The sequence below is a fragment of the Brevundimonas sp. UBA5713 genome, from assembly GCF_002419815.1.
Taxonomy (GTDB): Bacteria; Pseudomonadota; Alphaproteobacteria; order Caulobacterales; family Caulobacteraceae; genus Brevundimonas.
This window is the reverse complement of record NZ_DIGV01000038.1, coordinates 15,046-38,737: the sequence shown is the minus strand read 5'-3', so window position 1 is coordinate 38,737 and position 23,692 is coordinate 15,046. Positions and strand designations below refer to the sequence as shown.

Here is a 23,692-nt window from a genome sequence, read left to right as displayed (position 1 = left end):
GCGTATCGGTCAGGGTGAAGACCTCGGTCAGCTGCGCATTCAGCACCTCGGCCGTCAGCGTATAGGTGATGGTGTCGCCCACCTTCACCGAGCCGGTGGCGTCTGCCGTCTTGGCATAGCGCACCGACGGATCGGTCACCGGCGTGATTACGGTGCAATCCTCACATTCGGGATTATTACCGGTTGCCGTCACAGTGTTAACGATCTGTCCCGTGGCCTGATCGTTGACCGTCGCGGAAAACACTACGTCATAAACACCCGGAACCGTGCCGGCTGGCAGCGTACATTGGAGCGGATTGGCATCGTTACAGGTATAGCCCCCTGCATCGACAACAGCCCCGAAGGTCAGGCCTGCCGGAAGACTATCAGTGAGGACCGCCGGGAGAGTAAGCTGCGAGTTTCTAACAGACCCGCGCAGGGTATAGGTGATGGTGTCGCCGACCTTTACGGGGCCACTAGCATCAGCAGATTTGCTGTAGCCGAACGAAGGGTCTGCGAGAGGATTGGTAGTTTCGCAAGAACCGCTACAGCTGGGGTTATCTCCGCCCGAACCGGTGACGCGGTTCGTGACGCTGCCCAAAGCCGACGGGAGCACCGTCGCCTCATATACAATTGTATAGGTGCCCGCCGCAGTGCCAGCCGGCAGGGTGCACACGAGATTCTCAGTACAGCTAAAGGGTCCCGTGGAGACAAGGCTCACATTACCAAGCCCCGAGCCGATCTGATCGGTGAGCGTGAGCGGGTTCAGGGTCTCCCAGCGCTCAATATTAACGGACACCGTATATCGAATAGTCTGATCCACGCTGACGGTGGTCGCGTTGTTCGACTTGCTGAACGTCACTATGGGTAGTGGCGTTACATTGACGGTCGCACTTGCATCGTTATTGCCCAGATTGGGATCCAGGACCGATGCCGGAGGGATGATACGCGCAGCGTTGCTTACTGAAGTCTGAGCGATAGCAGACGACATGCCCCCAAAGAAACATGTACTGCTAAGCTTAGAATAAGCACGGCAAGAAGCTTGATGTATTTCGGCATTGTCGCGTTCGGACCCTGATAATCGCGGGCTTAAAACGCAGAAACGCCGATAATGACTAGGCGTAAAACACCTCAGTAAAAGTACTCAAATGTAAATGATGAACCATCAGTGCAGATAAGCTTGACTATAAATTAGCTATATTGTTGCAATATCGAATTAAAAATGTAGTCAAACATTGCCAACACAAGCAGTGACAAGATAATACATTTCGTATAATGTCACACAAATTTACAGAAATCGCGGATCAAGTTTACCGAAAATACGGCCGCACCTACCAGCAAAGCTAGTAACGCGTGCAGAAGCCCTGTTTGAACTATTCAGTCTTTTTATGAAAGGGGAAGTCTGGCGCACCCGACAGGATTCGAACCTGTGGCCTTTGCCTTCGGAGGGCAACGCTCTATCCAGCTGAGCTACGGGTGCTGCGTCGGCGCGAGGCCGGAATGGCGGGTGTTACAGCAAGGCGGGTGCGGCCTCAACCCTGATGATCGAGGCCGCCGAAAAACCTGTGTCGCGCCCCTTTACTGGGCCGTCATGCCACCGTCGATCTTGAACTCCGAGCCGGTCACAAAGCGGCTTTCGTCCGAGGCCAGATAGAGGACACAATAGGCCACATCGTCCGGCTCACCGATGCGGCGCAAAGGAATGCCGCGCGCAAGTTTTTGGTGGGCCACGTCCTCGGCACCACCTGCCATGGCGACGAAGGGATCAAGAATAGGCGTTTTGATAAAGACCGGATGCACGGAGTTGGCCCGCACAGTCCCGCCCTGTTTGGCGCATTCCAGCGCGACCGTCTTGGTATAGAGCCAGACCGCCGCCTTGGTGGCGTTATAGGCCCCCATGCCCGGCGAAGCGGCCAACCCTGCAATGGACGAAATGTTGATGATGCTGGCCGCCGGTGCAGCCTTCAAATGCGGCAAGGCGTGCTTGCAGCCCAGCATGACGGATTCCAGATTTACCGCCTGAACCTTGCGCCAGTTCTCGAGCGTATCCTGCTCGGCATAAAGCAATTGCCCGCCAATACCGGCATTGTTCACAAGGACCGACAGCCCGCCCAAATCCCCCACAGCCGCCGCGATCACGCGCGCCCAGTCGGCCTCGGACGTCACGTCGTGGGCATAGGCAAAGGCGGTGTCCGGATGTTCGGCATTGATGCTGTCGGCGAGCACCTGAACGCGCCCCTCGTCAATGTCGGTCAGAGCCAGACGCGCCCCTTCGCGCGCCAGCATCCGCGCCATGGCCTGCCCCAGACCACCCGCCGCGCCGGTAATCAAGGCGATCTTGCCTGCGACGCGGCCGCTCATTGGGCTATCTCCTTGGCGGCGGCGTCGATGAATGCGGCCAGTTGGAGGTCGCGCTGGGTCACGCCGCCCGCGTCATGGGTGGTCAGGGTGATGTCCACGCGGTTGTAGACATTGAACCATTCGGGATGGTGATCGCGCTTCTCCGCCTCGATCGCCACGCGCGCCATAAAGCCGAAAGCCGCATTAAAGTCGGCAAAATTCAGCGAGCGAAAGATGGCGGGGCGGCTCTCGTCGGCACGGCTCCAGTGCGGCAGCTGTTCCAGCGCAGTGGCGAGATCGATCTGTTGCGGTGCCGTAGTCATAATCTGTCCCCTAGGTATCGTTGTTGGCTAAAGGCGTAGCGTGTGCAACCGGCCAGCGACAAGTGACTTTCCCCTATACCGACAACATTCCCGCGCTTCGACGGATGACGAGGCGCGCAGCAGGCGCTAAACCCTACGCATGACCTCCTCTGACGCGTCCTCCGCCCCTTCCAGCGAACAGCCCGCCGACACGCTGTCGGGCAAGACTTCTTCCTTTGGTTTCCGCGATGTGGATGCGCGCGAAAAGGTGCGCATGGTGCGCGGCGTGTTTGATTCCGTTGCGTCCAGCTATGATGTGATGAACGACCTGATGAGCGTCGGCGTCCACCGTGTCTGGAAGGACATTGCCGCTGCCAAGTTGAATGCCCGGCCGGGCGAGGTCATCCTCGATGTGGCCGGTGGCACCGGCGACATGTCGCGCCGCTATTCCAAAATGGCTCGCGCCGCACAGGAACGCCGTGGTGGCAAGGATGCCCAGGTCATCGTGCTGGACTACAACGCCGAAATGATTTTGGCGGGTGTGCACAAGGGCGGTGAGCCGGAAATGATCTGGACCGTCGGCGATGCCATGAACCTGCCGCTGCCGGACGCCTCGGTCGATGCCTATTCGATCAGCTTCGGCATCCGCAACGTGGCCGATATTCCGGTGGCGCTGAGAGAAGCCCGCCGCGTGTTGAAGCCGGGTGGCCGCTTCATGTGTCTGGAGTTTTCGCGCCCCACCACTTCGGCCATGCGCAAGGCCTATGACCTGTGGTCGTTCCATGCCATTCCGCGCATCGGCCAACTGGTCGCCAAAGATCGCGACAGCTATCAGTATCTGGTGGAATCGATCCGTCGCTTCCCGGACCAGAACACCTTCAAGGGCATGATCGAGGACGCCGGTTTCAGCCGCGTCAGCGTAACCAATCTGACCGGCGGTGTGGCGGCCATCCACCACGGGTGGGCGCTCTGAGCCGGCTGACCTTCAAGACCCCGCCGCCCAAACCCGAGGCCGTGCGGATCAAGACGCCGGTGCGTTCGGCCTTTCGGCTGATGCAGTGGGGGTGGGTTCTGGCGCGCCACGACGCCCTGATTCCGCGTGAGGCCAATCACCTGCTGCCGCCATGGGGCCGTCCGTTTGCGTCTCTGGTTCAGGCCCTTGCCAGCGGCAAGCTGAAAGCGGGCCGTCCCGGCCAGCGCGTCGGTGCCGCCTGCGAGCAACTGGGTCCGGTGGCGATCAAACTGGGTCAGGTTCTGGCCACGCGCGCCGATATTTTCGGCCTTCAGTTCGCGCAGGACCTCGGACACCTGAAAGACAAGCTGCCGCCCTTCCCTGTCGAGGAGGCGCGCCGCGAGATCGAGCGCTCCATCGGGCGTCCGGTCGATAGTCTGTACTCGGAGTTTGGTCCGGCAGTGGGCGCAGCGTCTCTGGCACAGGCCCACCCCGCACGTCTGGCCGACGGTCGCAAGGTGGCGGTCAAGGTTCTGCGCCCCGGCGTAGAGCGAAAGGTCTCGCAGGGGCTGGACGCCATGCGTCTGGGAGCCAAGATGGTCGACTGGGCCGTGGCCCCCGCCCGCCGTCTGGAACCGCGCGCCTTCGTCGAGATCATTGCCCGCTCGCTGCAGCTGGAACTGGACATGCGTCTGGAAGCCGCCGCCGCGTCCGAACTGGGCGAGGTCATGGCCAAGGACGCCTATATGGTCGCCCCTGCCGTGATCTGGGACGGGGTCGGCAAGCGCACACTGGCGCTCGAGTGGGCCGAGGGCCTGCCGATGACCTCTCCGGTCATGGCCGAACTTTCGGTGGCCGAGCGCAACCTGCTGGCAGACAAGGTGGTTCGCGCCTTCCTCGTTCAGGCGCTGGACCACGGTGTGTTCCATGCCGACCTGCACGAGGGCAATCTGTTCGCCCATGGCGCGGAAAAGGTCACCGCCATCGACTTCGGCATTGTGGGCCGTCTGGGCCCCGCCGAAAGGCGCTATCTGGCCGAAATCCTTTGGGGTTTCATCAGCCGCGACTATGACCGCATTTCCCGCGTCCACTTCGAGGCGGGCTATGTGCCGCCGCACCACTCGGTCGAGACCTTTGCGCAGGCTCTGCGTGCTGTGGGCGAGCCGGTGATTGGCCGCGCGGCGTCTCAGGTCTCCATGGGCCGCCTGCTGGGCCAGTTGTTCGAAATCACAGCCCTGTTCGACATGCATCTGCGCCCCGAACTGGTGCTGCTGCAAAAGACCATGGTGTCGGTCGAGGGTGTGGCGCGCCGCCTGAACCCCGACCACGACCTGTGGGAAGCGGCCAAGCCGATTGTCGAGCGCTGGATCCGCCGCGAACTGGGCGTACAGGCGCAGGCCAAGGAAATTCTGGAAGAAGCCCGCGACACTCTGCGCGCCCTTTCTCAACTGGCACAGAACCCTCCGCAATATCAGACGTTGATAGTGCAGAAGCCGCACACACCCACATGGGTGGTGGCTGCTGTCACGGCCTCGGCCTGTGCAGCGGCGGCGGCTCTGATCCTGTCGTTGTGGCCCCTGATCGGGGGCTGATTGCGACGTCTCCAGCCCGTCCTGCGGGCCGTTTTGAGGAGAACGCCAGATGAAGTTTCCGATCGCCACCGCCGTGGCGGCCCTGACCATGGCCGCCGCCACGACCGGCTTCGCCCAGTCGCAGCCCAGCGCTGCGGCCACCCTGCCCGACGCCTTTGACAATCCGGCCTCGTCTGCCGCGGCTCCCCCCACACAGACCGCGCCCGCTGCGCGTACGCCCTCGGCCACGGACAGCCGGCGCTCGATCGCGGCGCTGCGCACCGTCATCGCGGGCTTTCAAAGCGGCAATGTTGATTATGATCTCTTCACCGAGGATCTGGCGTCCCAAGTGCGAGAGCAAGCGGACACCATTGGCAGTTTGCTGAACCAGTTCGGTCCTCTGCAGGGGGCGCGCGTGCTCGGCCAAGAGCAGGGTGCCGACAAACTTGACGTCAGTTTCGAAAAGCAAAAGACCGAATGGCTGATTGCCTTCAACGAAGACGGCAAGATCGCCGTCCTGCTATTCCGTCCGGCGGAAGACTAAGCCCTATTCGAAGCTGACCTTGCCCCGCCCGCTCTTGATTACAGAGCGGGTGGATTTGGCCTTGAGGCGCTTTTCCTTTGAAGATCGCGTGGGCTTTGTCGGCACGCGGTAGGCCTGACGCACAGAAGCCTCCGCCACCATCTGCTCCAGCCGCTCTATGGCGTCCTCGCGATTGCGTTCCTGCGTGCGAAAACGGGTGGCGGTGATGACGATCACCCCGTCCAGCGTCAGACGGCTGCCCGCCTTCTTCATCAGCCGCTCGCGCGTGTAATCGTTCAGGCTGGGCGAGTTCTTGGCATCAAACCGCATCTGTACGGCGGTCGAGACCTTGTTGACGTTCTGGCCGCCCGGACCACCGGCGCGATAGAACCGGAATTCCAGCTCCTCGTCGGGAATACGGCGCTTGATCTCGGCCATCAGGCTTTTTTCGCTGCGCGCGCGGCGGCAGCATCCAGCGCCTGAAGAAACTTGGATCGGTCCGCATTGGAAAACGGCGGCGGTCCAGACGTCTCCACGCCGATAGAGCGCAGATGCTCGCCCACCATACGCCCCGCCAGTGCTGAACCGATGGCGTTCTCGTCCAGCACCGAGCCGTTAGGGCGGATGCATTCCGCGCCTGACTTCAGGCATCGGTCCGCCAGCGGGAAATCATTGGTGATGACCACATCGCCCGCCCCTGCCCGCTCGGCGATCCAGTCGTCGGCCACATCGGGACCTGCATCGACCACCACCGAACGGATCAGGCTTTCCTGCGGCGTGCGTATCCAGCTGTTGGACACCACCCAGACCGGCCAGTTCAGGCGGCGCGCCACGCGATACACCTCTTCCTTCACAGGGCAGGCGTCGGCATCGATGTAGAAGGTCTTGGCCATACGCCCTCTTTAACGCACACGCGCGCAAACAAAAGGGCATCCGGCCATGATCGCCGGATGCCCTCTCAACCGTATGACTGCGGGTAGACGTTAGAAGTCGTAACCGTACGGACGAGCCGTATTGTTCGGCATATAGCGGTCACGCAGCATCAGGTTGCGGGCCTGAAGCGGCTGTTCCACCCCGTCGATCACCACGGCCTGCGGCTGCGACAGCGGCTCCAGCGGATCGCCGGACCACACCACCACATCGCCTGCGGCACCCGACTTCAGCTCGCCGAACTGGCCGTCGAAGCCGAAAATCTTGGCCGGATTGACGGTGATGGCGGCGATGGCGGCATCGAACGGCAGGCCATGCGACACGGCATTACCCGCGTTGTAGCGCATCTCGCGGGCACGGTGGATCGAGCCCTCGTTGCCCTTCAGCGCGATCACCACACCGGCAGCATGCAGAGCCGCAGCGTTTTGCATACGGGCCGCGCGCATTTCGAAATTGGCCGGAAGGTTGGTGGTCGGGTGGATCAGCACCGGCACATTGGCGGCAGCAATCTCATTGGCGACCAGCCAGCCTTCGGCCGCACCGTCGATGATGATCTTGAGGTTTTCCTCACGGGCCAGACGCAGCACCTGCTGGATGTCGGCGGCGCGGTTGGCCGTGACGATCAGCGGCATACGGCCTTCGACCACCGGGATCAGGGCTTCGAGGTCCGCACGCGACAACGACAGGTCGCGCAGTCCCGAACGCTCATAGGCAGCCTTGTTGCGGGCATACAGGCGCACTTCGTTCAAGGTTTCCTTGAAGAGCACGAACTGCGCCCCGCGCGCACCGCCAGCGATACGGGCACCGGCCTCACCGAACGGCGCGGTCATGGCGACCTTGGACTTCACCAGAATGTTGGAGCCGTCCTTGAGGTTGATGACAGCCGCCTGACCGGCGAACAGACCCGGCGACTGGAAGCCGCCATGGCCCGCACCGGCGCGCATGTCGTCAATGCCGGAATCGTCGTGACTGTGGCCGCCGCTGGAGCCGCCATGCTGCGGCGTGACCACCGCGCGGGTGATACCCCCCAGACGGGCCGTCGGAATGGCGAAGGACCACGGATCAAGGCCATAGGAGACGTCAAACGCCGCCGTTAGCGTATTGGCACTGTTGGCCAGATCGCGCGTGCCGGAGACCGAGCCGACCTCGGTCGCGCCCAGCCCCGAATCCACGGCTACAAAGCCCGGCGTGACCACCTTGCCGGTGGCATCGATGGTGCGCAGGCCCGACGGTGCCGGACCGGTGCCCACGGACACCACGCGGCCGTTACGGATGACCACGGTGCCGTTCTCGATGACCGAGGTGCCCGTCAGTACCTTACCACCGGTGATGGCGAGGTCTTGGGCGAGGGCCGGCGTGGCCGACAGGATGGCCGCGGCTGCGGCTGCAATAAAAGTGTGCATACGCATGGATCAGCGGGCTCCCTGAGCGACGCCAGCAGCCGGACGGTTAAAGCCCGGTTGGCCCAGTTCAAAGTCGGACTTCGGCTGATAGGCCGGATTGTTGCGGTCGAAGGTCAGGGCTCCGTCGATGAAAACCTGATCTGCGCGCGCATAGACCGAGAACGGATTGGCGCTCCAGATCACCACATCGGCGCGCTTGCCGACTTCCAGCGAACCGGTTTGGTCGTCGATGCCGATCGACTTGGCGGCATTCAGCGTGATCCAGCTGATGGCGCGCTCTTCGGAGATATCAAGACCAGCACGGCGACCCGCCGACAGAGAGGCGGCCACTTCCTGGTTCAGGCGCTGGGTCAGCTCCTGATCGTCCGAGTGGATAACGGCGCAGGAGTTCGGGGCAGAATCCACGATGGCGGCGTTTTCTTCGATGCCGTCCAGAGCTTCCATCTTGAAGCCCCACCAGCCGGTCCACATGGCGGCGCAGATGCCCTTCTCGGCCAGCACGGGGGCCAGCTTGTAGGCCTCTACGGCGTGGTGGAAGGTCTTGATCTTGAAGCCGAACTCGTTGGCCAGATCCATCATCAGCGCCATTTCATCGGCGCGGTAGCAATGGTTCTGCACCATGATGGAGCCATCCAGCACACCGGCGATGGTTTCCAGTTGCAGGTTGCGGGTCGGCGGCGTGCCCTGACCGGTCTCGTGGTATTTCTCCCACTTGGCGCGGTAGTCCTGGGCGGCGATGAAGGCCGCGCGATAGCCTGCCATATTGCCCATGCCGGTCGCCGGCGACTGGTTGCGGCTACCATAGACACGGGACGGGTTTTCACCACAGGCCATCTTCAGGCCATACGGCGCGTTCGGCAGCTTCATGGCCTGCATGGTCGAGGCCGGAATATTGCGTACAGTCACACCGCGACCGCCAAACAGGTTGGCCGAGCCGGGGAGGATCTGCAGCGTGGTCACACCACCGGCGCGGGCCGTGTGGAAGCCCGGATCCTGCGGCCACAGCGAATGCTCGGCCCAGACCTGAGCCGTGTTCGGGTTGGTGGCCTCGTTACCGTCACTCATCCCCATCACGCCCGGCGACGGATAGACGCCAAGGTGCGAGTGGATGTCGATGATGCCCGGCGAGACGAAGCGGCCGCGCGCATCCACCACCTGATGGCCTTGCGGCACCGGCGTGTTGGCGTCGCCCACAGCGGCGATCAGACCATCGGTGACGACGATCACGCCGTTTTCGATCTTGCGACCGGCACCGTCGAATACGGTTGCGCCGACGATGGCCATGTTCTGGCGCGGCAGCGGCTGATAGGTCGACGGATACGGGTTCAGGTCCGACGCGCTGTTCAGACCGGCCAGCAGGCTGCTGGATTCCGAGCGCGGCGTCTCGGCGCGCGTTTCGGTGGCCGAAGCACTACCGGACGTGGTCGCACAGGCCGACAGCAACAGAGCGCCCACGGCGCAGGACAGAGCAGCGAGGCTAGGCCCTCGCAGACGATTTACAAACATGGGCGACGCCCCCCTCGCACCCGCAGTCTGCGGGCAGACAACGGTGTGCATTCAAGGGGTGATACGCTCAGGCTGTAAAGGCCGAAATCAGAACTGTGCCAATCTTTCGCGCACTTCTTCGTCGGAAAGGCCGTCTATCTCGATCATCTTCAACCTGGACTGACCCCCGCGCGCCAAATTCACGTTACGGCGCGGTACCTTAAGCTGCTTGGCCAATAGCGCTGTCAGGGCTGCATTGGCCTCGCCCTCGACCGGCTGGGCCCGCACGCGCACCTTGAGCACAGGGCGCCCGTCGGGATCGATATCCCAGCCCTCGATCCTGTCGGCATTGGCACGGGGGGTCAGCTTGATGGCAAGGCGCGCGGTCATACCGCCTGTTTGGCGCGTTCACGTCCCGTCGCCAAGCCCGACGCTCTGTGCCCCTACGAAAAACGCCCCGGCTGTTTCCAACCGGGGCGTCTGTCTGTCCTTGGGGACGATGATTTTGGGCTTAGCCCTAACCCTTAACCGAGGGCGGACATCAGCTCCGGAACGACCGTCTTATAGTCGCCCACTATGCCGAAATCGGCCACCTGGAAGATCGGTGCGTCGGCATCCTTGTTGATGGCGACGATGATCTTGGAGTCCTTCATGCCGGCCAGGTGCTGGATCGCGCCGGAGATACCGACGGCGATATAGACCTGCGGAGCCACGACCTTGCCGGTTTGGCCGACCTGATAGTCGTTCGGGGCATAGCCCGCATCCACGGCTGCGCGCGAGGCACCGACAGCGGCACCCAGCTTGTCAGCCAGCGGCTCGATGACAGCGGCGAACTCTTCGGCCGAACCCAGTGCGCGACCGCCCGAGACGACGATCTTGGCAGCGCCCAGTTCCGGACGGTCCGACTTGACCATTTCTTCCGAGACGAACGCGACCTTGGCCGCTTCGGCAGCCGCGACGGTTTCGACCGAGGCCGAGCCACCTTCACCAGCAGCGGCGAATGCGGTCGGACGTACGGTGATGACCTTCTTGGCGTCGGCGGTCTGGATGGTCTCCAGAGCGTTACCGGCGTAGATCGGGCGAACGAAGGTGTCAGCCGAGACGACTTCCACGATGTCCGAGATCGGGGCTACGTCCAGCTTGGCAGCGATACGCGGAGCGTAGTTCTTGCCGTCGGTGTTGGCCGGAACGAGGATGGCGTCGTAGTTGGCGGCCAGCGGGACAACGGTGGCCTCTACGGCTTCAGCGAGGCCGTGCGAGACGCCTTCACCTTCGGCCAGCAGAACCTTGCGCACGCCGTCGATCTTGGCGGCAGCGTCGGCAACGGCCTGTGCGCCCTTGCCCAGCACCAGAACGTCCACGTCGCCCGAAATGGCCTTGGCGGCGGTCACGGTCTTGTGGGTGGTATCGCGGACGGCCGAGCCGTCGTGGTCAGCAATAACGAGAACAGCCATTACAGAGCACCTGCGTCTTTGAGTTTGGCAACCAGTTCGGCAGCATCCGCTACCTTGATGCCCGCCGAACGCTTCGGCGGTTCGGTGACCTTGAGGACCTTCAGACGATCGGCCACGTCCACGCCGTAGTCGGCGACGGCCTTGGTGACGATCTCTTTCTTCTTGGCCTTCATGATGTTCGGCAGCGAAGCGTAGCGCGGGGTGTTCAGGCGCAGGTCAACGGTGACCACAGCCGGAAGCTCGGCAGCCACGGTTTGCAGACCGCCATCGACTTCGCGGGTCACGGTGGCCTTTTGGCCCTCGATCACCAGCTTGCCGGCGAAGGTGGCTTGCGGCCAGTCCAGCAGGGCGGCCAGCATTTGGCCCACGGCGTTGTTGTCGCCGTCGATGGACTGCTTGCCCATCAGGATCAGGTCCGGCTTTTCTTCATCGACCACAGCCTTCAGCAGCTTGGCGATCGCCAGCGGCTCAAGGTCGGTGTCCGACTGCACCAGGATGCCGCGGTCTGCGCCCATGGCGAGCGCCGTGCGGATGGTTTCCTGAGCTTGCGTGACGCCGATGGAAACAACCACGATTTCGCTGGCGGTGCCGGCGGCGTGGTGTTCCTTGCCTTCTTTCAGGCGCACGGCCTCTTCGACGGCGATTTCGTCGAAGGGGTTCATGCTCATCTTCACATTGGCCAGATCAACGCCGGTCTGGTCCGCCTTAACGCGGGCCTTCACGTTGGAGTCGATCACCCGTTTCACCGGGACAAGTATCTTCATGAGCCTATCCGCTTGATCATCGAAAGTTGGGGAGGGATTGGACTGAGAGTCCGCGCCTGTCAACGTAACCTAAGGTGAAGAAGACCGGTGTCGAACCCATAATTTTGATATAAATAGGCTTCATGAAGCGTTTTTTGACCCTGCCGCGTCTGGCCGCCCTGTTTTTTACGGTTTTCTCGCTGGCGCTCGTCGGCCTTTTTGTCATGCAAAGGGTCTGGATCGATCCGGGTGACCGCTGCGCCGATAAAGGCTGGTGGTACGACATGGAAACGCGCATTTGCGCCCAGCCCATCTATATTCCGGACATTACCGGCCGTCCCGAAGGTGTCAGCCGCGCCGAGGCTTCGGCCAAGGCCAATCAGGAACTGTTGGCACTGGAAGCGGAGGCTGCGGCCTATGATCGCGCCCGACGCGATGCGACCAATGCCGAACGTGCACGGGTTCAGGCGCTGGCCGATCAATAACGGCATCGTCCACCCATAAAAAAGAGCGTGATCTGACGGGTCACGCTCTTTTTTGTTGGCCGAGGTCGGGTCTAGCGGGTGCCGCCCGGAATCCATTTGATGTCGTCCGCACCATTGGCATTGGCACGGCGCGCCGCGACAAACAGGTGATCCGACAGGCGGTTCAGGTATTTGACCGCTTCGTCATTCACCTTCTCGCCGCTTTCGATCAGGCGTACGGCCTCGCGCTCTGCTCGGCGGCACACCGTGCGCGCCAGATGCAGATAGGTGGCCAGCGGTGCCCCGCCCGGTAGGATGAAGCTGTCCAGCGGCTTGAGGCTTTCGTTCATCCAGTCGATTTCGTGCTCCAGCCGCTCGACTTGCGAGGCGATGATGCGCAGTGCCTCCCATTTGGGCGCAGGCTCCAGCGGGGTAGCCAGATCAGCCCCCAGATCGAACAGCTCGTTCTGGATACGACCCAGCATGGCGTCGATGCGATCATTCTGGCCGCTGTGCATGCGCGCCACGCCGATGACGGCGTTTAGCTCGTCCACCGTACCGTAGGCGCTAACACGGGCGTCGGTCTTGGACACCTCGGCCCCGGACGCCAGTCTCGTGGTGCCTGCGTCACCCGTGCGGGTGTAGATCTTGTTCAGCGTGACCACGGGCCACCTCCCCTGCTGATTGGCGTGTGCGGGATCAAGCGCCCTGACCGGCCTTGATCGCCATGCCGATGACCAGCAACACAATGGCCACGGCCTGCAGGACAACGCGCAAACGCATCAGCTTGTTCGAGCGCGTCCGGCCTTCGTCGCCACCTTTATAAAGCGCGTGCATGCCAAAACCCAAGGTGATGACCACAGCGACCATCGCGGCGATGATGAGAATATCGATCAGGTTCATGGCCCCCTTCTAGGCTGCCTCGACCATCGACGCCAGCGCGCCCTTTTTCGCACCCTGTCGCAGAAAAAGAAGAACGTGATCGAATTGCGTCAAAATTGCTGTTGCAAATCGTTCGCACATGATGTTGAGAAGCGGTCGCAAATAGCGCAGGAATGTTATGTCTGTTCAGATAATGTCACGTCGCTCTCAACTTCTGGCCGCATCGGCTTTGGGGTTCAGCCTTTTGGGCACCACCGCACAGGCCGAAGACGTGGCTCTGGATTATCAGGAAACCACCCGCGTCACCGACGTGGTGGTGACGGCATCGGGCTTCGAGCAGCGCGTCACCCAGGCCCCCGCTTCGATCAGCGTGCTGCCGCGTGCGGCCATCGAAGAGTTGCGCGCCACCTCCATCGCCGAAGTGCTCAATAACGTCGAAGGCGTCGACACCGGCTCGGGCGTAGGCAAGACCGGCGGTCAGACCATCAATATTCGCGGCATGGGTTCTGACTACACCCTGATCCTGATCGATGGCCGCCGCCAGAACACGGCCGGCAGTGTCACCCCGAACGGTTTTGGCGAAACCTCCAACAGCTTCCTGCCGCCGGTCTCGGCCATCGAGCGCATTGAAGTTGTGCGCGGTCCGGTCGCCACCCTGTACGGCTCTGACGCCATGGGCGGCGTGGTCAACATCATCACCCGCAAGGTCGGCGATGTGTGGGGCGGTTCGGCCTCGGCCAACTACACCCTGCAAGGCGACAGCGAGTTCGGCGACTTTTGGGGGCTGAATGGCTACGCCTCGGGTCCGCTGGTGAAGGACCTGCTGGGCCTGACGGTACGCGGTTCGTGGTCGGAGCGCGAAGATTCCAACCTGAAGTTCCGCGATATCGATAACAATGAGGTCGATGTCACCGGCTTTGGCCGCAGCGCCACCGCCTATGAAATCTGGAACCTGGGTGGTCGCCTGACCCTCACTCCCAATGCCGATCATGATCTGTGGCTGGACTATGAGAAGGGCAGCCAGTGGTACGACAATGCCAAGAGCCAGATGGGCACCTTGGACACGCCCACCAACGCCTCGGGCTATCAGGATTTCCTGGAGTTCAACCGCGAACAGATCTCGCTGGCCCACAACTGGCGTCTGGGCTTCGGCACGCTGGAAAGCACTCTGTCGCGCAACGAAACCGAGACGCTGGGCCGCACCATTCCGGGTGCCATCACCGGTCCCCGCGCCGTTCCCAATGCCGGCTCCGCACGTACGCTTGAAACCACCACCACCCTGTTCGACACCAAGCTGAACAGCCAATGGCGCAACCACACCTTCACGCTCGGCGGCCAATATATGGACGCCGAAATGACCGATGGCGTGGCCGCAGGTAATTTCAGCTTCGAGCAATGGGCTCTGTTCGCCGAGGACGAGTGGCGTTTCCGCGACGATCTGGCCCTGACCGTGGGTGTGCGTTACGACGAGCACTCCAGCTTCGGCGACCATATCAGCCCGCGCGCTTATCTGGTCTGGAATGCCAATGACGTATGGACCCTGAAAGGCGGCGTCAGCAGTGGCTACAAGACCCCGCGTCTGGAACAACTGACCCCCGGCATCAACGGCTTTGGCCGTCAGGGCACCATGCCGCTGATCGGCACGCCAACGCTGACGCCAGAGACCAGCACCGCCTATGAGTTCGGCGTCTACTACGACGCGGGCCAGAAGCTTCGCGCCAGCGCCACCGTGTTCCGCAACGAGTTCGACGACAAGATCGCCACGGGCACGCCGGTCGCCAACTGTTCGTACAATGTCTCGGCTGCTGACTACGCTGCGGGCAACTACGACAAGACTGGCTGCGTGGACGTCGGCTATTGGTCCGGCTTTGCCACCTTCGGCCAGAGCGTAAACGTCGACGAAGCTGTCACCCAAGGCGTGGAAGCCAACGCCCGTTACCGCTTCAATGACCAATGGACGCTGAGCGGCAACTACACCTACACGGACAGCGAGCAGAAGACCGGCCTGAACAAGGGCCAGCCGCTGACCGACACGCCGGAACACATGATCAACGCCCAACTGCGTTGGAATGCCACCGACCGCCTGTCGGCCTGGGTGCGCGGCGAGTACCGTTCGGAGCGCTGGCGCGGTGACGAGGCCATCTCGGCCCAGATCGGCGAGCTCAAAGCCTATGAGCTGTTCCACATCGGCGGCTCCTATGAGCTGAACGACCGCGTCACCCTGAACGCGGCCATCTACAACCTGTTCGACAAGGACTTTGTCCGCCTGATCCCGTACGGAACCACGCCTGAGTATGCGGCCGAGTACGCAAACAATCAGGAACCCCGCCGCCTGTGGCTGTCGGTCACGACCAACTTCTAAAGCTTCCTCCCCCGAGAAACTTCAGGGCCGCGCCGAAAGGGCGGCCCTTTTTCTTGGGCTGTGCACGACAATGGTGCGATCAAGCTAAGCCGTTGGTCATAAATGGCACCCATATTTCGGGACCATGACCGACCGCGCCATTCGCAATCTCGAACATCTTCGTCGCTCCGCCTCGACCGCACGCGTCCTGAATCTTCTCAAGGTGGCGGACGAGCACGGCCATACGGCGGAATGGGCGGAAAACCCCATGTTCCAGACGCCAGGGCTAAATGCCTCCCTGATCATCAAGCATCGCCTTCGCCGTAACGAGACCGACTCTTTTGCCGGTCGCCGTCAGGTGGCCACCAAGGTGGTCCTGCCCATCGATGCGACCGATCTGAAAACCGGCGGGCGATTTGTGTTTGTGAACCAGATCGGTTTCGAGCGGGTCATGCTGGAAGCGTTTGGCCTGCCGTCGGACCATGCCGACATCCGCACCTTGCGCCTGATGGACCAGCTGCCGTCGCTGGACCCGTTTCTGCTGCGCGAACAGCTGCGCCGCGGCGGGGTATTTGCCGCGCCCTGCTATTTCGCCATCAGCGAGGCCGATCTGGAGCGCATGTCGGCCTTTGTCGAAAAAGAGATCGAGCCACTGGTGACACTCAGCATGGGCGGCAACGCTGTCTCGGCGGGGTCGACGGCGCGCATGGCCGGCAAGATCCTGTCCAATGACCCCGGAGATCGTCTGGACGCCCTACGTGCCACCTTGAGGCTTGAGCCGGAGCAGTATCAGGAGGGCATCTTCTGCTGGAAAGGCTTCCTCTATTACAAATGGTGCCTGAACAGCCTGATGAGCGACATTGTCGGCGTGGCTGACGAGGTGAATACCGTCAAACCCTATGGCCCCGTCGATGCCGGTGCCAGGGACTATATCAATCGCGGTCGGGGCGTACTGCGCACCAACATCATGAAGACCTGCGAAAAGGTCAGCCAGACCCTTCGGTACTATGACGATGCCTATGCCGGTCTTACCCGTGAGGGCAATCCGATTGCGTTTAGAGACTTTCTATTGGAGGCGCCCAACCTCTTCTCGCGACTGGGCGATCAACTGGGGGCCATCCAGCACATCGTCAGCTTCTGGCGTTTTCGCTTTAACCCCAAGGCCGCGCCTGTCACGGCCGATGAGTTGATCGATATCTTCATGGATTTCGAAACCGGCCTGATGGGCCGGGATTTCGACGACATGGCCCGCGAACTGATGGCCTGATCGGTCAGCATGAAATAAGGGCCGGTGAAACCACCGACCCTTCTTCCGTGCACGGATAACCGCTTGTCTTAGTAGCGATAGTGGTCCGGCTTGAACGGGCCTTCGACCGGCACGTTGATGTATTTGGCCTGCTCGTCGTTGAGCTTGGTCAGCTTGGCACCCAGCTTGGCGAGGTGCAGGAAGGCGACCTTCTCGTCGAGGTGTTTCGGCAGGGTGTAGACCTTGTTCTCGTACTTCGAGGCGTTGGTCCACAGTTCGATTTGGGCCAGCGTCTGGTTGGTGAACGAAGCCGACATCACGAACGACGGGTGGCCGGTCGCGTTGCCCAGGTTCACCAGACGGCCTTCCGACAGAAGGATGATCTTCTTGCCGTCCGGGAACTCGATGTGGTGCACCTGCGGCTTGATCTCGTCCCACTTCAGGTTCTTCAGGCCAGCGACCTGAATTTCCGAGTCGAAGTGACCGATGTTGCAGACGATGGCGTTGTTGCGCATGGCGCGCATGTGCTCGACGCGAATGACGTCCTTGTTGCCGGTGGTGGTGACGAAGATGTCAGCCTTGTCGGCAACGTCTTCCAGCGTCTGGACCTCGTAACCTTCCATCGCGGCCTGCAGGGCGCAGATCGGATCGATTTCGGTGACGATCACGCGTGCGCCGCCATTACGCAGCGAAGCGGCCGAGCCCTTACCCACGTCGCCGTAGCCGCAGACCACAGCAACCTTGCCCGACAGCATGACGTCGGTGCCGCGACGGATGGCGTCGACCAGCGATTCACGGCAGCCGTACAGGTTGTCGAACTTCGACTTGGTGACGCTGTCGTTGACGTTGATGGCCGGGAACGGCAGCTCGCCGCGCTCTGCCATCTGGTAAAGGCGGTGCACGCCGGTGGTGGTTTCTTCCGACACGCCGCCGATGGCGTCACGGATGGCCGAATAGAAGCCCGGCTTCTCGGCCAGATAGCGCTTCATCACCTTGAAGAGGGCTTCCTCTTCTTCGTTCTGCGGGTTGTTCAGAACCGACGGGTCCTTCTCCGCCTTCGGACCAAGCACGCACAGCAGGGTCGCGTCTCCGCCGTCGTCGAGGATCAGGTTCGGATAGCCGCCGTCAGCCCATTCGAAGATCTTGTGGGCATAATCCCAGTACTCTTCCAGCGTCTCGCCCTTGAAGGCGAAAACCGGAGTACCAGCATCAGCGATCGCCGCAGCGGCATGGTCCTGGGTCGAGAAGATGTTGCACGAGGCCCAGCGCACTTCAGCACCCAGCGCTTCCAGCGTCTGGATCAGAACGGCGGTCTGGATGGTCATGTGCAGGGAGCCGGCGATGCGGGCACCCTTCAGCGGCTTGGCCTCACCATATTCCGCACGCAGCGCCATCAGGCCCGGCATTTCGGTTTCGGCGATAGCGATTTCCTTGCGGCCATAGTCGGCCAGCGAAATGTCGCGGACAATGTAGTCGGTCATGCGAAGGGGCTCTCGGCACAATTTTCAGATTGCGCGGATCATACCCCGAGCCGCAGTGGAGGGCAATCAAGATATAAAGATGTCTTTATATGTCGTCCCGATCACCTGATTTCCGAGGAAATTGATCCAGATTAAGGAAGCGTTGGCATTCACGACCTACGTGAAACCCCGCATCCTCAGAAGGAGGATCAGTGCCGCGCCGCGTGCGCCAGTAGAGGTAGGTTGTTGTAATGTCGGTCGACGTACTCGAGCATCGCATGAACTTCATGGGGCTGGGTCAGGCTTCTGCAGGCTATCGCGCCATGGCCCCTATCGTTCAGGCGGCCCTGCCCAAGGCGCTGGATGCATTTTACGACCGCGTTCGCGCCGAGCCGGCCACACGCCGCTTTTTCCAGAACGAAGGCCATATCTCGGCGGCCCACTCTGCCCAGCAGGATCACTGGCGCGCCATTATTGAGGGCCGCGCCGACGAAAACTATGCCGAGTCCGTGCGCCGCATCGGCCGCGTGCACGCCCGCATCGGGCTGGAGCCGCGCTGGTACATCGGCGGCTATAGTGTGGTGCTGGCCTATCTTACGCGCGCCATTGCCGAGCGCCCGCGCAAGCTGTTTGCCAATAAAAAGGCCCACGACGCCATCACTGCCGAGGCCATTGCCGAACTGTCCCAGCGCGTGATGCTGGATATGGACATGGCCATCAGCATCTATCTGGAAACCCTCGACGAGGCGCGCAAACGCGCCCAGCAGGCACAGGCCGAGGCCGAGGCCCGACAGACGCAGGTGGTCGCCGCTCTGGGCCAGGCCCTGCACGCACTGGCGGACAACGATCTGACCACCACCATCGCCGAGACCTTCCCCGAGGAATACCGCTCGCTGCAACACGATTTCCACGCCGCGACACGCGCCCTTCGCACCGCCGTGCGCGCCGTGGCCGACAGCGTGGAAAGCCTCAGCGCGGGCTCCAGCCAGCTGGCGGTCGCCTCCGAAGACCTCGCGACGCGCACCGAGCGCCAAGCCGCAAATCTGGAACGCACTGTGGCCGAGGCCGACGCCATCGCCCGTCAGGTCGCCTCCTCTGCCGAGGGGGCCCGCGAGACTGCCAAGGCTCTGGCCGAGGCGCGCTCGGACGTAGAGGAAACCGGTGCCGTCGTTGCCAATGCCGTTCAGGCCATTCACGCAATTGCAGAATCCTCTGCGGAGATCGCCCGCTTCACCAGCCTGATCGACGAGATCGCCTTCCAGACCAACCTTCTGGCCCTGAACGCCAGCGTCGAGGCGGCCCGCGCCGGCGATGCCGGTCGCGGTTTCTCCGTCGTGGCACAGGAAGTGCGCGCGCTGGCCCAGCGTTCTGCGGCTGCCTCCGGCGAAATCCGCGGGCTGATCTCGACATCGACCAACCATGTGTCGCGCGGTGTCGATCTGGTTGAAAAAACCGGCGAGGCTCTGGAGCGCATCGGCTCCAAGGTGACGGCGGTGGATGCCCTGGCGGACTCCATTGCCCACTCGGCACAGGAACAGGCCGAGGCCTTGGCCCGCGTGCGCCGCGCCATGGGAGAGATGGACGACATCACCCAGCAGAACGCCGCCATGACCGAGGAAGCGACCGCCGCGGCCCGCCAACTGGCCAATGAGGCCCATGTGCTGAACCAGCAGGTGTCGCGTTTCAAGCTGGACGGACAGCCGCACCGACTAACCATCGTCGGCTCTCAAGTCGCCTGAAGTATAGATAATAGATAAAGGCAAATAATAGATAATATTTGCCATAGGACACGGCTTTGGCTGCCTTTAACCTTCGTCGCTTATTGAAGTGACGGGAGATATCGGTGAGCCAAGACCGTGTCCTAACTGCATCCAAAGACCTGTACCAACCGCGCCATGACTGGAGGCTGGACGAGGTCGAAGCGCTGTTTGCCCGCCCCTTCATGGAGCTGGTCTATCAGGCGGCAACGGTTCACCGACACTGGTTCAATCCCAATCAGGTCCAAAAAAGCCAGCTTTTGTCGATCAAGACAGGCGGATGCGCCGAGAACTGCGGCTATTGCTCCCAATCGGCCAGTTTCAAAACCGGTCTGAAGGCTGAAAAGCTGATGGCGACGGAGACGGTCGTGATGGCTGCAAAGGTGGCCAAAAACGGTGGAGCCAGCCGCTTTTGCATGGGGGCCGCGTGGCGTGAACTGAAAGAGCGCGACACGCCCAAACTGGCGGCCATGATCGCCGAGGTAAAAGCACTGGGCCTCGAGACCTGCGCCACCCTTGGCATGCTGACGGCGGATCAGGCTCGGCAGCTGAAAGAGGCGGGTCTGGATTACTACAACCACAACCTCGACACGGGGCCGGACTATTACGGCCACGTGGTCACGACCCGCACCTATCAGGATCGGCTTGAGACGCTGAGCCATGTGCGCGAGGCCGGTATGCGGACCTGCTGCGGCGGCATTGTCGGCATGGGCGAGCATCGCCGCGACCGCGCAGGGCTGCTCCATGCACTGGCCACCCTTCCCGTCCACCCCGACAGCCTGCCGGTCAATGCGCTGGTGCCTGTCAGCGGCACGCCGCTGGGCGATCAGGTGCTAAAGAGTGGCGAGATACACCCCGTCGAATTCGTTCGCACCGTGGCCGTTGCCCGGCTGGTCTGCCCCAAATCCATGGTGCGTCTGTCCGCAGGTCGCGAAGGCATGAGCGCTGAAATGCAGGCCCTGTGCTTTCTCGCCGGTGCCAACTCTATTTTTGTGGGCGGCAAGCTGCTGACCACGCCCCTGCCGGACGAAGACGCCGACAGCGAGTTGTTCAGCCTGCTCGACCTCGAGCCGATGCCGTCGTGCCGGTCGGCCTAGCGTGCCGGTCGACGGGTCATGGCCGAGGCGGGGGCCAATTGCAGGCCGCGCTCGGCCAGCCCTGCGGTCCAGCGGGCAGCCACTTCGACCGTCACCGGATAGCTGAAGCCACTGCCCAGAGCTGCGCCCTCGGTCTTGGCCAAGGCTTCCAGCGCGGTCAGCTGGCGCTGGATGGCGGCGGGCGACTGTTCTTCATCGACGATGCGGTCCGCCGTCGCGCGGGCAAAGGCCCCGCCCTGACGGTTCAGTGTGCCGTCATCGATAAAGGCCAAACCGCGCTGACGCAGATGACCCATGACGGCGGACGCCGAACCGGACGCCGCAAAGCGGTCGCCCAGATAGTTGGTCACACCGAAATAGCCGACGGCGCGCGACAACAGCCAATCCATCTTGGCCGAAATCTCGTCGGCGTTGCTGTTGGACAGCAAGGTATAGGGGCCGGGGTCATTGTCCGGATAGCCGGTCGGCTCCATCGGCAGTTCGATCAGAACCTCGTGGCCATGGGCGCGGGCCATGTCGATCCACGCCTGAAGCCCTTCGGCATAGGGCACAAAGCTGAGGGTCACCTCGGCAGGCAGGCGCTCGATCGCGGCGCGGGTGGTCACAGCATTCAGCCCCAGACCGCCCACCACCAGCGACACCATGGGCTTACCATTGGAGCGGAACGGGCGGGCATAGGCCTGTGCGGGCACGCGGCCATCATCGGCGATGCGCGGCAGAGGACCATCAGGGCCAGGTTGATGCAATCCGGCAATCGGAGCCGCCGTCAGCGGGTTGGCCCGCAGCACAGGGGCGCTATAGCTGCCCGAGGATACGCTGGCCCCGTCCGGCAGGGTAATCAAAGCCTCGCCCATGGCGGCTTCGGTGCCCATGAGCGCTTCGTCTGTCAGGTCTTGGTAGGCTTCCAGACCGCCGAACCCAAAGGCCTCTTCGGCCCCCGGTACGTGGGTCATAGGAGCGGAGGCTTCCAGTCGCGCCTGTCCGGTCGGCACGGCCGCGCGTGGATCGCCCATCAGCGCCACGCCCAGACCGATGACCAGCACCAGACCCACCGCTCCTGCACCAATCAGCAGTTGCGGCTTGTCCAGCGCCGTCTGGCGCAGGCGGGTCAGCAGAGGCTCGGGCGGTGCTCCCGCTGTAGCGGCGAGAGCAGACTGACGCTTTGCGAACATGGTCACAGCTATGCTCGATCAACCTTGGGGGGCGGTGGCCGCAAAGACGGCAACCTTCACGGTTCATCAAGCCACGGCGAAGTTAAGAAACCCTAACGTCTGTTCACCACATCCGGCGAAATCGCCGACCTGAGGTTTTTAGTCTTCGGATTTGACTTCAACCTTGGGCGCATCCGGATCTGTGACCACCACAGTAGACGGTGGTGCTGGCAGTTTAGACAGGTCGCCACCGGCCTTCAGCACGTCCAGCGCGCGTTTCAGCTGATAGTCATCGTCCTTGTCGTGCTCGGTGCCCGGAGCCTCACGCGGGGTGTGCGGACCGCGGCGCTCGGCCCCGATGGAGGAGTCCAGAGCCGTCGAATAGGCCGCTTCCGAATAGATGAAGCTGGAGCGCGAGACGATGCGCGCCTCGGCTTCCGAACGGGCCACTTCCAGATCCGGCTCGATGCCGATCTTCTGGATCGAACGGCCCGACGGCGTGTAGTAGCGCGCCGTGGTGATCGACAGAGCGCCGTCATTGCCCCCGCGCAGCGGAATGACCGTTTGCACCGAACCCTTGCCGAAGCTGGTCAGGCCCACGACCGTGGCGCGTTCCTGATCCTTCAGCGCACCGGCCACGATTTCAGATGCCGAGGCCGAACCGTAGTTGATCAGCACTGCCACCGGCAGGCCGCCCGTCAGATCACCCGGCGCAGCCGCCCAGCGCTCGATATCGGTCGGTTTGCGACCACGCTGGCTGACGATCTCGCCACTTTCAAGGAAGGCATCCGACACAGCGATGGCCGCTGTCAGCAAGCCGCCGCCATTGTTGCGCAGGTCCAGCACATAGCCCTTGATGCCGGGCTTTTCGGCCTTCAGGCGGTTGATGGTTTCGGTCAGTTCGCGACCGGTATTCTCGTTGAAGGTCGAGACCCGCAGATAGCCGTAATCGCCTTCCAGACGACCGGTCACGGATTCCACCTTGATGACTTCGCGGGTCAGTTCCACTTCGCGCGGTTCTTCGCCATCACGCAGGAAGGTCACCTTGACCGAGGTGCCCACCGCGCCGCGCAGCTTGTCCGACACGTCAGAGACCGTCAGCCCCGCCGCCGACTGGCCGTCGATGGCGCTGATGACATCACCGGCCTGAACACCGGCGCGCGCCGCCGGGCTTTCATCCATCGGCGAGACGACCTTAACCAGACTGCCATCCGAGGAAATGGTCAGGCCCACGCCTGAATACTGCCCCTCGGTGCGCTCGCGCAGGTCACCAAAGGCCTTGGGGGCCAGATAGTTCGAGTGCGGATCCAGCGCGCTCATCATGCCTGACAGCGCCGCCTCGATCAGCTTCTTGTTGTCGACCGGAACGACATAGGCCTGCTCGACAATGCCCAGGACATCGCCAAACAGTTCCAGCATGCGGAACGTCTCGTTGCGCGGGGTCTGGCTGGCAACAGCTGCGGCCGAACCACCCAGGATCAGGGCAGCGCAGCCCACGAGAAGCAGTTTACGCATTCGTTCTCTTTCCTACGGTCAGCCTAGATGGCGACCGATATTCGTCGTCTGCAATCCTGCCGCGCCCATGCCCCTGATACAATCGGCGTTTTGCATT

At 62.3% G+C, this 23,692-nt stretch carries 23 protein-coding genes and 1 tRNA gene; 8 read left to right on the top strand and 16 right to left on the bottom strand.

From position 1 onward, the window contains the following. The 4 genes from B3B04_RS09435 to B3B04_RS09420 all read right to left on the bottom strand — a co-directional run. The coding region (locus B3B04_RS09435) for an isopeptide-forming domain-containing fimbrial protein (RefSeq protein ID WP_349679367.1) at positions 1–970 on the bottom strand (970 nt) is incomplete at its 3' end. 412 nt (positions 971–1,382) lie between these two features. Beyond that, a tRNA-Arg gene (locus B3B04_RS09430) sits at positions 1,383–1,459 on the bottom strand. Between the two features lie 98 nt (positions 1,460–1,557). Beyond that, positions 1,558–2,340: an SDR family oxidoreductase gene (locus tag B3B04_RS09425; RefSeq protein WP_292042226.1), complete on the bottom strand. Its 783-nt coding sequence runs from the start codon at positions 2,338–2,340 to the stop codon at positions 1,558–1,560. Then, the gene (locus B3B04_RS09420; RefSeq protein ID WP_292042223.1) at positions 2,337–2,642 is read right to left on the bottom strand and encodes a 4a-hydroxytetrahydrobiopterin dehydratase; all 306 of its coding nucleotides are present in this window, start codon (positions 2,640–2,642) and stop codon (positions 2,337–2,339) included. The genes B3B04_RS09425 and B3B04_RS09420 overlap by 4 nt, the downstream gene beginning before the upstream one ends. Before the next feature lie 253 nt (positions 2,643–2,895). Here B3B04_RS09420 and B3B04_RS09415 point away from each other — a divergent pair, with 253 nt between their 5' ends. The 3 genes from B3B04_RS09415 to B3B04_RS09405 are packed head-to-tail and all read left to right on the top strand — an operon-like array spanning position 2,896 to position 5,688. Further along, complete coding sequence (locus tag B3B04_RS09415) at positions 2,896–3,594, top strand: class I SAM-dependent methyltransferase (RefSeq protein WP_409516058.1); 699 nt, start codon at positions 2,896–2,898, stop codon at positions 3,592–3,594. Beyond that, positions 3,582–5,165 (top strand): 2-polyprenylphenol 6-hydroxylase, encoded by a 1,584-nt coding sequence (gene ubiB, locus B3B04_RS09410; protein WP_292042221.1) that lies wholly within the window; start codon positions 3,582–3,584, stop codon positions 5,163–5,165. Before B3B04_RS09415 ends, ubiB begins: the two co-directional genes overlap by 13 nt. A gap of 49 nt (positions 5,166–5,214) precedes the next feature. Beyond that, entirely contained in the window at positions 5,215–5,688 is a 474-nt protein-coding gene (locus B3B04_RS09405; protein WP_292042217.1) for a hypothetical protein, read from the top strand. Between the two features lie 3 nt (positions 5,689–5,691). Here B3B04_RS09405 and arfB read toward each other — a convergent pair whose 3' ends face one another. From arfB to B3B04_RS09370, 7 genes are all read right to left on the bottom strand, one after another. Next, positions 5,692–6,105: an alternative ribosome rescue aminoacyl-tRNA hydrolase ArfB gene (gene arfB / locus B3B04_RS09400; protein ID WP_292042215.1), complete on the bottom strand. Its 414-nt coding sequence runs from the start codon at positions 6,103–6,105 to the stop codon at positions 5,692–5,694. After that, on the bottom strand, positions 6,105–6,560 hold the full coding sequence (locus B3B04_RS09395) for a YaiI/YqxD family protein (RefSeq protein WP_292042212.1): 456 nt from the start codon (positions 6,558–6,560) through the stop codon (positions 6,105–6,107). Before B3B04_RS09395 ends, arfB begins: the two co-directional genes overlap by 1 nt. Before the next feature lie 90 nt (positions 6,561–6,650). Further along, positions 6,651–8,006 carry an amidohydrolase family protein gene (locus B3B04_RS09390; protein ID WP_292042210.1) on the bottom strand — a complete coding sequence of 452 codons (1,356 nt, stop codon included), beginning with the start codon at positions 8,004–8,006 and terminating at the stop codon, positions 6,651–6,653. Positions 8,007–8,009: 3 nt separating this feature from the next. Continuing rightward, positions 8,010–9,506 carry an amidohydrolase gene (locus B3B04_RS09385; protein ID WP_292042208.1) on the bottom strand — a complete coding sequence of 499 codons (1,497 nt, stop codon included), beginning with the start codon at positions 9,504–9,506 and terminating at the stop codon, positions 8,010–8,012. 87 nt (positions 9,507–9,593) lie between these two features. Beyond that, positions 9,594–9,875 (bottom strand): DUF167 family protein, encoded by a 282-nt coding sequence (locus tag B3B04_RS09380; RefSeq protein WP_292042205.1) that lies wholly within the window; start codon positions 9,873–9,875, stop codon positions 9,594–9,596. Between the two features lie 134 nt (positions 9,876–10,009). Beyond that, complete coding sequence (locus B3B04_RS09375) at positions 10,010–10,939, bottom strand: electron transfer flavoprotein subunit alpha/FixB family protein (protein WP_292042204.1); 930 nt, start codon at positions 10,937–10,939, stop codon at positions 10,010–10,012. Continuing rightward, entirely contained in the window at positions 10,939–11,703 is a 765-nt protein-coding gene (locus B3B04_RS09370) for an electron transfer flavoprotein subunit beta/FixA family protein (RefSeq protein WP_292042202.1), read from the bottom strand. The genes B3B04_RS09375 and B3B04_RS09370 overlap by 1 nt, the downstream gene beginning before the upstream one ends. A gap of 122 nt (positions 11,704–11,825) precedes the next feature. Here B3B04_RS09370 and B3B04_RS09365 point away from each other — a divergent pair, with 122 nt between their 5' ends. Beyond that, positions 11,826–12,167 (top strand): hypothetical protein, encoded by a 342-nt coding sequence (locus tag B3B04_RS09365; RefSeq protein ID WP_292042201.1) that lies wholly within the window; start codon positions 11,826–11,828, stop codon positions 12,165–12,167. A gap of 71 nt (positions 12,168–12,238) precedes the next feature. Here B3B04_RS09365 and B3B04_RS09360 read toward each other — a convergent pair whose 3' ends face one another. Further along, the gene (locus B3B04_RS09360) at positions 12,239–12,811 is read right to left on the bottom strand and encodes a cob(I)yrinic acid a,c-diamide adenosyltransferase (protein WP_292042199.1); all 573 of its coding nucleotides are present in this window, start codon (positions 12,809–12,811) and stop codon (positions 12,239–12,241) included. 34 nt (positions 12,812–12,845) lie between these two features. Beyond that, a complete protein-coding gene (locus B3B04_RS09355) occupies positions 12,846–13,049 on the bottom strand; it encodes a twin transmembrane helix small protein (RefSeq protein ID WP_292042196.1) in 204 nt (67 codons plus the stop codon). Between the two features lie 172 nt (positions 13,050–13,221). Here B3B04_RS09355 and B3B04_RS09350 point away from each other — a divergent pair, with 172 nt between their 5' ends. Further along, the gene (locus B3B04_RS09350; protein WP_292042192.1) at positions 13,222–15,390 is read left to right on the top strand and encodes a TonB-dependent receptor domain-containing protein; all 2,169 of its coding nucleotides are present in this window, start codon (positions 13,222–13,224) and stop codon (positions 15,388–15,390) included. A 124-nt stretch (positions 15,391–15,514) separates the two neighbouring features. Continuing rightward, positions 15,515–16,636, top strand: a complete 1,122-nt coding sequence (locus tag B3B04_RS09345) for a hypothetical protein (protein WP_292042189.1) — start codon at positions 15,515–15,517, stop codon at positions 16,634–16,636. Between the two features lie 68 nt (positions 16,637–16,704). On the opposite strand, the gene ahcY is transcribed toward B3B04_RS09345, so the two are convergent. Then, positions 16,705–18,096, bottom strand: a complete 1,392-nt coding sequence (gene ahcY / locus B3B04_RS09340) for an adenosylhomocysteinase (protein ID WP_292042186.1) — start codon at positions 18,094–18,096, stop codon at positions 16,705–16,707. 230 nt (positions 18,097–18,326) lie between these two features. Between ahcY and B3B04_RS09335 the strand changes: the two genes are divergently transcribed. Together B3B04_RS09335 and bioB are read left to right on the top strand one after the other, a co-directional pair. Further along, a complete protein-coding gene (locus B3B04_RS09335; protein WP_292042184.1) occupies positions 18,327–19,814 on the top strand; it encodes a globin-coupled sensor protein in 1,488 nt (495 codons plus the stop codon). A gap of 140 nt (positions 19,815–19,954) precedes the next feature. After that, complete coding sequence (bioB, locus tag B3B04_RS09330) at positions 19,955–20,929, top strand: biotin synthase BioB (protein ID WP_292042234.1); 975 nt, start codon at positions 19,955–19,957, stop codon at positions 20,927–20,929. On the opposite strand, the gene B3B04_RS09325 is transcribed toward bioB, so the two are convergent. Together B3B04_RS09325 and B3B04_RS09320 are read right to left on the bottom strand one after the other, a co-directional pair. After that, positions 20,926–22,101, bottom strand: coding sequence for a divergent polysaccharide deacetylase family protein (locus tag B3B04_RS09325; RefSeq protein ID WP_292042232.1), 1,176 nt, complete (start codon positions 22,099–22,101; stop codon positions 20,926–20,928). The genes bioB and B3B04_RS09325 overlap by 4 nt on opposite strands. A gap of 138 nt (positions 22,102–22,239) precedes the next feature. Then, positions 22,240–23,595 (bottom strand): S41 family peptidase, encoded by a 1,356-nt coding sequence (locus tag B3B04_RS09320; RefSeq protein WP_292042182.1) that lies wholly within the window; start codon positions 23,593–23,595, stop codon positions 22,240–22,242. Positions 23,596–23,692: the final 97 nt, after the last annotated feature.

Coding starts and splice junctions, on each gene's coding strand:
- B3B04_RS09350 (WP_292042192.1), top strand. CDS start 13,222: ATGTCACGTCGCTCTCAACTTCTGGCCGCATCGGCTTTGGGGTTCAGC.
- B3B04_RS09345 (WP_292042189.1), top strand. CDS start 15,515: ATGACCGACCGCGCCATTCGCAATCTCGAACATCTTCGTCGCTCCGCC.
- B3B04_RS09395 (WP_292042212.1), bottom strand. CDS start 6,560: ATGGCCAAGACCTTCTACATCGATGCCGACGCCTGCCCTGTGAAGGAA.
- B3B04_RS09415 (WP_409516058.1), top strand. CDS start 2,896: ATGGTGCGCGGCGTGTTTGATTCCGTTGCGTCCAGCTATGATGTGATG.
- B3B04_RS09320 (WP_292042182.1), bottom strand. CDS start 23,595: ATGCGTAAACTGCTTCTCGTGGGCTGCGCTGCCCTGATCCTGGGTGGT.
- arfB (WP_292042215.1), bottom strand. CDS start 6,105: ATGGCCGAGATCAAGCGCCGTATTCCCGACGAGGAGCTGGAATTCCGG.
- B3B04_RS09425 (WP_292042226.1), bottom strand. CDS start 2,340: ATGAGCGGCCGCGTCGCAGGCAAGATCGCCTTGATTACCGGCGCGGCG.
- B3B04_RS09355 (WP_292042196.1), bottom strand. CDS start 13,049: ATGAACCTGATCGATATTCTCATCATCGCCGCGATGGTCGCTGTGGTC.
- B3B04_RS09325 (WP_292042232.1), bottom strand. CDS start 22,101: ATGTTCGCAAAGCGTCAGTCTGCTCTCGCCGCTACAGCGGGAGCACCG.
- B3B04_RS09380 (WP_292042205.1), bottom strand. CDS start 9,875: ATGACCGCGCGCCTTGCCATCAAGCTGACCCCCCGTGCCAATGCCGAC.
- B3B04_RS09390 (WP_292042210.1), bottom strand. CDS start 8,006: ATGCGTATGCACACTTTTATTGCAGCCGCAGCCGCGGCCATCCTGTCG.
- B3B04_RS09405 (WP_292042217.1), top strand. CDS start 5,215: ATGAAGTTTCCGATCGCCACCGCCGTGGCGGCCCTGACCATGGCCGCC.
- B3B04_RS09420 (WP_292042223.1), bottom strand. CDS start 2,642: ATGACTACGGCACCGCAACAGATCGATCTCGCCACTGCGCTGGAACAG.
- B3B04_RS09365 (WP_292042201.1), top strand. CDS start 11,826: ATGAAGCGTTTTTTGACCCTGCCGCGTCTGGCCGCCCTGTTTTTTACG.
- B3B04_RS09375 (WP_292042204.1), bottom strand. CDS start 10,939: ATGGCTGTTCTCGTTATTGCTGACCACGACGGCTCGGCCGTCCGCGAT.
- ahcY (WP_292042186.1), bottom strand. CDS start 18,096: ATGACCGACTACATTGTCCGCGACATTTCGCTGGCCGACTATGGCCGC.
- B3B04_RS09385 (WP_292042208.1), bottom strand. CDS start 9,506: ATGTTTGTAAATCGTCTGCGAGGGCCTAGCCTCGCTGCTCTGTCCTGC.
- B3B04_RS09370 (WP_292042202.1), bottom strand. CDS start 11,703: ATGAAGATACTTGTCCCGGTGAAACGGGTGATCGACTCCAACGTGAAG.
- B3B04_RS09335 (WP_292042184.1), top strand. CDS start 18,327: ATGTCGGTCGACGTACTCGAGCATCGCATGAACTTCATGGGGCTGGGT.